Source organism: Micrococcus sp. HSID17227, from assembly GCF_003989405.1.
Lineage (GTDB): Bacteria > Actinomycetota > Actinomycetes > Actinomycetales > Micrococcaceae > Micrococcus > Micrococcus luteus.
On sequence record NZ_RBLN01000111.1, the window covers coordinates 1 to 7,096 of the forward strand.

The following is a 7,096-nucleotide window of genomic DNA, read 5'->3' on the forward strand; positions in this document are numbered from 1 at the left end:
CGGCCTTCTTCTGCTGGTCCGGGCCCTTGAAGCCGAACGCGGACACGTAGGCGCGCGAGGGCATCTCGACGTTGCCGACCTTGATGTAGTCCAGGCCGTCCGAGACGACCTCCCACAGCGACTTCTCAGATCTGAGACGACGACGGCGCAGCCCGGGAACTCGAGCAGCGCGTTCTCGAGGGAGGTCAGGGTCTCCACGTCGAGGTCGTTGGTGGGCTCGTCGAGGAGCAGCAGGTTGCCGCCCTCCTTGAGGGTCAGGGCCAGGTTCAGGCGGTTGCGCTCACCGCCGGAGAGCACGCCGGCCTTCTTCTGCTGGTCCGGGCCCTTGAAGCCGAACGCGGACACGTAGGCGCGCGAGGGCATCTCGACGTTGCCGACCTTGATGTAGTCCAGGCCGTCCGAGACGACCTCCCACAGCGACTTCTCGGGGTCGATGTTGGAGCGAGACTGGTCCACGTACGAGATCTTCACGGTCTCGCCGATCTTCAGCTCACCGCCGTCCAGGGGCTCGAGGCCGACGATGGTCTTGAACAGGGTGGTCTTGCCGACGCCGTTCGGGCCGATCACGCCGACGATGCCGTTGCGGGGCAGGGAGAAGGACAGGCCGTCGATGAGGACGCGGTCCCCGAAGCCCTTCTTCAGGTCCTTGGCCTCGATCACGACGGTGCCCAGCCGCGGGCCCGGCGGGATCTGGATCTCCTCGAAGTCCAGCTTGCGGGTCTTCTCGGCCTCGGCCGCCATCTCCTCGTAGCGGGCCAGGCGGGCCTTGGACTTCGCCTGGCGGCCCTTCGTGTTGGAGCGGACCCAGTCGAGCTCCTCGGCCAGGCGCTTGGCGAGCTTGGCGTCCTTCTTGCCCTGCACCTCGAGGCGGGCACGCTTGGTCTCCAGGTAGGTGGAGTAGTTGCCCTCGTACGGGTAGAGGCGGCCGCGGTCGACCTCCGCGATCCACTCCGCGACGTGGTCGAGGAAGTACCGGTCGTGGGTGACGGCGATGACGGCGCCCGGGTAGGAGGCCAGGTGCTGCTCGAGCCACAGCACGGACTCGGCGTCCAGGTGGTTGGTGGGCTCGTCGAGCAGGAGCAGGTCGGGCTTCTCCAGCAGCAGCTTGCACAGTGCGACGCGCCGCTTCTCGCCGCCGGAGAGGTTCGTGACCGGCTCGTCCCCCGGGGGCGTGCGCAGGGCGTCCATCGCCTGCTCGAGCTGGGAGTCGATGTCCCACGCGTCCGCGGCGTCGATGGCGGACTGCAGCTCGCCCATCTCCTCCATGAGGGCGTCGAAGTCCGCGTCCGGGTTCGCCATCTCCTCGGAGATCTGGTTGTAGCGCTGGATCTTGCCGTAGATCTCGCCGACGCCCTCCTGGACGTTCTCCAGCACGGTCTTGGACTCGTCCAGCTTGGGCTCCTGCATCAGGATGCCCACCGAGTAGCCGGGAGAGAGCCGCGCCTCGCCGTTCGAGGGCTCGTCCAGCCCGGCCATGATCTTCAGGATCGTCGACTTGCCGGCGCCGTTGGGGCCGACCATGCCGATCTTCGCCCCGGGGTAGAACGACATGGTGACGTCGTCCAGGATCAGTTTGTCGCCCACCTTCTTGCGGGCCTTGACCATCGTGTAGATGAATTCCGCCATGCGGCCCAGGCTAGTCGGTGGCCGCGGGATTCCACTCATCGTGCCGATCCCGCGACCACCGAGCCCGCTCCCCCTCCGTGCTCCGTGCCGCTTCGTGGTCAGGCGACGCCGGCCGCCGCCGGCTCGCGCTCGGGGGCGCCCGCGTCCGACTCGTCCGGGCCGGGCGAGGCCGGGGCGTCGCCACCCTGGGCCCCGTCCGGCAGGCCCGCGCTGAGCCCGTCGCCGACCGCGCCGGCCCGCCCGCCCGACGCGGCGTCGTCGCGCGGGGCCGACTCGGGGCGCGGCACGGCCGCGCGCTGGCTGCGCTGGAACGCCGCCGAGCCGAAGCCCAGGTCCAGCCCGACGGCGTCCGCCACCACGTCCACGGACGTGCCGGAGCGCTCACCCGAGGACCAGTCGCGGACCCGGAGTCGACCGGTGACGATCACGGGGTTGCCCTTCTTCACGGACTGGGCGGTGTTCGAGCCGAGCTGGCCGAACGCCGAGATGCTGTACCAGTTGGTGTGGGCGTCCACCCACTCGGCGGTCTCGCGGTCGAAGCGCCGCTCGGTGGTGGCCAGGCGGAAGCCGGTCACGGCGGCCCCCGATGCGGTGTGGCGGGTGGCGGGGTCCGTGGCCACGAAGCCGCGCACGGTGATGAGGTCCTGCATGGTGTGCCTCCTGGGCTGGGCCCCGGTGGGCGCCGGGGCGGGTCGTCGGCGCATCGGCTGATCCGCCATGGCCAGACAACCCCACCGCGGGGCACCCCGGCAGGATCGGGGCCGGTCTGGGGACGCGCGGAGGTCCCCGGGCGACTGTGCAGGAGCCGACGGCGCCGCGGCCGGCGGCCGTTAGACTGACACGGCCCAGCCCCAGTAGCTCAGCTGGACAGAGCAGCGGCCTTCTAATCCGCCGGTCGGGGGTTCGAATCCCTCCTGGGGCACCCAGACCAGGGGCGGAGCCGTCCGAGCACGCCCGACGACCGCCCGAAGGAGACCGTCCTGGACCGTCTGCGCTCCTGGCTCCGCGCCCCGCGACCCGCCGTCCCCGAGGTCCGTGTGACCCGTCGCGAGGGCGTCCAGCTGGCCGCCCTGCTCGTCGCGGCCGCGGCCCTGTACGTGACGCACTCCTTCCTGCGGTACGCCACCTACGAGGCCAAGGGCTACGACCTGGGCATCTTCGACCAGGTGGTGCGGCAGTACGCGCTGTTCAACGCCCCCCTCAGCTCCGTCAAGGGCGTGGACTTCCACATCCTCGGCGATCACTTCCACCCGATCCTCGCGCTGCTGGCCCCCTTCTACTGGGTGTGGCCGGACCCCCGCATGCTCGGCGTGGTCATGGCGCTGGCCCTCGCCGCGTCCGCCGTGCCGGTGTACCTGTTCGCCCGTCGTCGCACGGGACACGGGGTGGCCCTGGCCGCCGTCGCCGCCCTGCTGCTCTCCTGGCCCTTCCAGGCGATGGTGAACTGGGACTTCCACGAGGTCACCCTCGGCGTGCCGATCCTCGCCTGGCTCGTGTGGGCCCTGGACGGGCAGCGGGCGTGGCTCGCCACCGGCCTGGCGGCGCTGCTGCTCACGGTCCGAGAGGACATGGGCGTGACCCTGCTGGCCGTGGCCCTGGTGATGGCGATCCGGCGCTTCTGGCCGCAGGCCGCGGTCACCGCCGTGCTGGGTGTGCTCGGCTACTGGTTCGCCACGTCCGTGGTGATCCCCCACTACTCCCCCACCGGGGCGTTCGGCTACTGGCAGTTCACCGCCCTGGGCCCGGACATGCGCAGTTCGGTCCTGTTCCTGCTGACCCAACCGTGGAACGCCGTCGCGGTGCTGTTCGACCACCCGCTGAAGGTGGCCCTCTGGCTCCTGCACTTCGTCCCGCTGCTGTTCCTGCCGGTCCTGAGCCCGCTGACGCTGATGGCCCTGCCGATCCTGCTCTCGCGGCTGTTCAACGACCGGCTCAACGTGTGGGCCCCCGTCTACCAGTATGACGCGATCCTCGCCCCGCTGCTGCTCATGGCCGCGCTCGAGGCGGCCCACCGGCTGGCCGGACGCCGGGACGCGCTGCGCCGGCTGCCCGCCGTCCTCGTCTCCACGGCGCTGGCCGCCGGTCTGATCGGCACCGCGTTCTTCCCGCAGGTGTACCCGCTGCACCGCACGATCGTCGGCGACATGACGATGACGCAGCACGCCCGCGACCTCGACCACGCGGTCGCGCTGATCCCGGACGGGGTGTGCGTCGAGGCCGCCGACAACGCCGTGCCGCACCTGACGGCCCGCACCTACGTCGGGCTGCACGGGGACATCGGAGACGAACTGGCCACGTGGATGATCGTGGACACCTCGGTGCCCGAGCTCGGCGGCTGGGACCCCCTCACCCCGGAGCAGGCACTGGCCCGCGCCGAGCGGCTCGGCTTCGAGCGGGTCTGGTCCGCGGGCGACGTCGTCGTCCTGCACCACCCGGACCGCGCGGTCTCGCCCACCTGCACGACGTACCTCGAGCACCGCTGAGCCGCGCCCCACGGCGTCGGCGGACCGCCCCGCCGTCAGCGGTCCGCGGACCCGCCGAGCGGCTGCAGGCCGCGTCCGGCCGGGGGCAGGAGCAGTCGGTCAGGTGCACCGGTGAAGACGCCGGCGTGTGGGTCCTCCGCCACCCCCGGGGCGATCTCGGGCGCGCCCTGGTCGAGGGCGGTGCGGCGCACCGGGTCACGGGCGGGGTCCAGGACGTCCTTGACCACCGTGGTCATGAGCCACACGAGGGCGACGATGTGCGCCACGATCCCCGAGGCGTACCAGGCGGTGATCCACCAGGCGCCGCCGGCGAACGCCCCGTCCGAGGTGATGCGGGCCGACTCCATCCACACCCCGCCCCAGTGGTAGACCTCCACGGCCTGCCAGATCCAGAACGCGCGCCACCGCGGCGTCGCGAGGACCACGAGCGGGATCAGCCACATCACGAACTGCGGCGAGTACACCTTCCCCCACAGGATGAAGGACGCCACGATCAGGAAGCACAGCTGGGCCATGCGCGGACGGTGCCGCGCCGCGAGGGCGAGGTAGGCGATCCCCGCGCAGCACACCAGGAACAGGCCGTTCTGGAGCGTCGTGAACGTCTCCCCGGACCAGCCCGTCCAGGCCAGCGCCAGCCAGGTGGAGGAGAAGGAGACCGCGCGGTCCCCCGAGAACGTGTAGAAGCGGGACCACTGGTCGAACGCCGTCAGCATGAACGGGAGGTTCACGGCGAGCCAGGCCGCCGCCCCGGCCACGGCCGCCTTCACGAACCCGGCCCAGCGGCCCGTGCGCAGCGCCAGCACGAAGATCGCGCCGAAGAAGAACAGCGGGTACAGCTTCGTGGCGGTGCCGAGCCCGATGAGCAGGCCCGCGAGGGTCGGACGGCCCGCCGTCCACGCCCACAGGGCCAGGGCGGCGAGCATCACGGCCCACAGGTCCCAGTTGAGCATCGAGGTGAGGATGATCCCCGGGGCCAGGGCCACGAGGAGGGCGTCCCGGGAGCGACCGCGCGCGGTGTACGCGGTCGCGACGACCAGCACGATCCAGCAGAGCACCACGCCGATCGCGTTGACGTCGAAGTAGGTCACGGTGCGCTCGTGCAGGTCGCCGGAGGCGGGCACGAACCACATGGTCACGCCCGCGACCACGGCCAGCAACGCCGGGTACTCCATCCACTGCTCGGGTGGCAGCGGCGTGGAGAAGGGGAAGTGGCCGTCGGAGAGGCCACGCGTGGGGAACAGCTGGGCGAAGTCCGAATAGCACATGTGCGCGTGCACGCCGGGGGCCGCCCAGCCGTTCACGCGGCACCACTGCTTGGTCAGCACGCCGACGGCGGCAGCCACCACGGTCAGGCCGACGAGCAGGCCGACCCAGCGGGCGCTCGGGCGGGTCGGGGCGGGACTGCGGGGGTGGGAGGTCACGGTCTCTCCTGGGGGATGCGGGTGGACGAGGAGGCGGGGTGCGCGGCGGTCGACGGCGGCCCGTCAGGCGGTGCGTCCGGCGGCACGCCCGCCTCCGGAGGCGTCGGCGACGCCGCCGCGGGCCGCGGCTCGACCACCTCCAGGGGAGGACGCCGCCGCCCGGGGAACAGGGGCGCGGTGACGGGATCGCGGTGGATGATCCATCCGATCCCCGCGAGCATCAGGACGAGGGTGAACACGCGGACGGCCAGGACGGGCAGCCACTGCGCCACGGAGAGCTGGTCCACCACGCCGACGCCGGTGAGCAGCAGCACCGCGAGCGCGGTGACCCACCCGAGCCAGCGGGGATGGTCGGCGCCCCACGGCAGCGGGCGGAGGGCGCACGCCAGCAGCGGCAGGACCCAGAGCAGGTACCACGGCTGGATGATCGGGGCGGTGGCGACGGCCACCACGAGCACGGCCGCCGCGCTGAACACCGGGTCCAGGGGCCGGCGGCACAGGGCCAGCCACGCCGTGAAGCCGAGGGCCGACACCGTCATCACGGTGTAGAAGGCCGCGGCCACGTCGCGCGCCCCCAGGGGCGTCACGGCGTCGACGACCGCGCCGAGCAGCAGGCCGAGCAGGCCCACGGGGGCATACGGGAACGCCGCGTCCCCGCTCGTGAGCATGGCCGGGACCCAGCCGAACCAGAGGCCGGAGCCGGCGCCGAGGATCGTGAGGACGGCCAGGGAGATCACCGCCGTCGTGAACCACGGGCCGAGCCGGTCCCGCCGGCGCAGGCGCGGATCAGCCGCGCGGAACCGGGCCCAGCCGGTGGGCAGGAGCAGGGCCACGAAGGGCAGCACCAAAGCTGTCAGAGGCTTGATCGCGACGGACAGGGCGATCAGCACGATCCCCCACAGCGCATGCACGCGGCGGCGGGGCGGGCGGACCATGAGCAGGATGCCCGCGAGCATCAGCCCCGACATCAGCGCGTCATTGTGCGCGCCGGCGATCATGTAGAGCAGGAACAACGGGTTCGCCACGGCCACCCACGTGGCCCACGGCCCGCAGCGGCCCGCGACGGCGGCCAGCCGCGGCACCGCCCACAGGCACAGTGCCAGGCCCGCCAGGGCGAGGAGGCGGAACGCCGTGACGGACAGTTCGATGGTGCCGCCCGTGGCCCGCCACGTCGTCTCGGCGAACAGCAGGAACAGCGGCCCGTAGGGGGACGGGGACTCGGCCCAGATGGAGTCCGCCCCCTGCATGAACCAGCCGGGCAGAGCGGACACGCCCTGGGAGTACGGGTCGAGACCCGACGCGAGGAGCCGGCCCTGCTGGAGGTAGGAGAACACATCGCGGGAGAAGATCGGCAGCGCGAGCATCAGCGGGGCGGACCACCACCAGGCGGCCCGGGCCACCAGCCGGCCGTGCTCCTCCCAGCGGCCCCGCAGCGCGCGGCCCAGCTCGAGCCAGGATCGGACGAGGAGCAGCGAGCCGGCGGCCAGCAGCACGGTGCTGAGCAGCACGCCGGGCAGGTAGACCCGCAGCGGGTTGAGCAGGGTGGTGCCGGAGAACACCGAGTCG

General features: G+C 72.2%; 5 protein-coding genes and 1 tRNA gene. 2 read left to right on the plus strand and 4 right to left on the minus strand.

Annotated elements, in window-relative coordinates; all coding sequences use genetic code 11:
* Together ettA and ssb are read right to left on the minus strand one after the other, a co-directional pair.
* Positions 1-1,626: energy-dependent translational throttle protein EttA (gene ettA / locus D8M29_RS07060; RefSeq protein ID WP_238693346.1), on the minus strand; the 1,626-nt coding region annotated here is incomplete at its 3' end.
* A gap of 98 nt (positions 1,627-1,724) precedes the next feature.
* On the minus strand, positions 1,725-2,276 hold the full coding sequence (gene ssb / locus D8M29_RS07065) for a single-stranded DNA-binding protein (protein WP_127445870.1): 552 nt from the start codon (positions 2,274-2,276) through the stop codon (positions 1,725-1,727).
* A gap of 198 nt (positions 2,277-2,474) precedes the next feature.
* Here ssb and D8M29_RS07070 point away from each other — a divergent pair.
* Positions 2,475-2,548 (plus strand) — tRNA-Arg (locus tag D8M29_RS07070).
* A gap of 115 nt (positions 2,549-2,663) precedes the next feature.
* Entirely contained in the window at positions 2,664-4,109 is a 1,446-nt protein-coding gene (locus D8M29_RS07075) for a DUF2079 domain-containing protein (RefSeq protein WP_036381181.1), read from the plus strand.
* A gap of 35 nt (positions 4,110-4,144) precedes the next feature.
* Here D8M29_RS07075 and D8M29_RS07080 read toward each other — a convergent pair whose 3' ends face one another.
* On the minus strand, positions 4,145-5,530 hold the full coding sequence (locus D8M29_RS07080; RefSeq protein ID WP_127435441.1) for a glycosyltransferase family 87 protein: 1,386 nt from the start codon (positions 5,528-5,530) through the stop codon (positions 4,145-4,147).
* Positions 5,527-7,096: polyprenol phosphomannose-dependent alpha 1,6 mannosyltransferase MptB (gene mptB / locus D8M29_RS07085; RefSeq protein WP_127445871.1), on the minus strand; the 1,570-nt coding region annotated here is incomplete at its 5' end. The genes D8M29_RS07080 and mptB, both read right to left, overlap by 4 nt.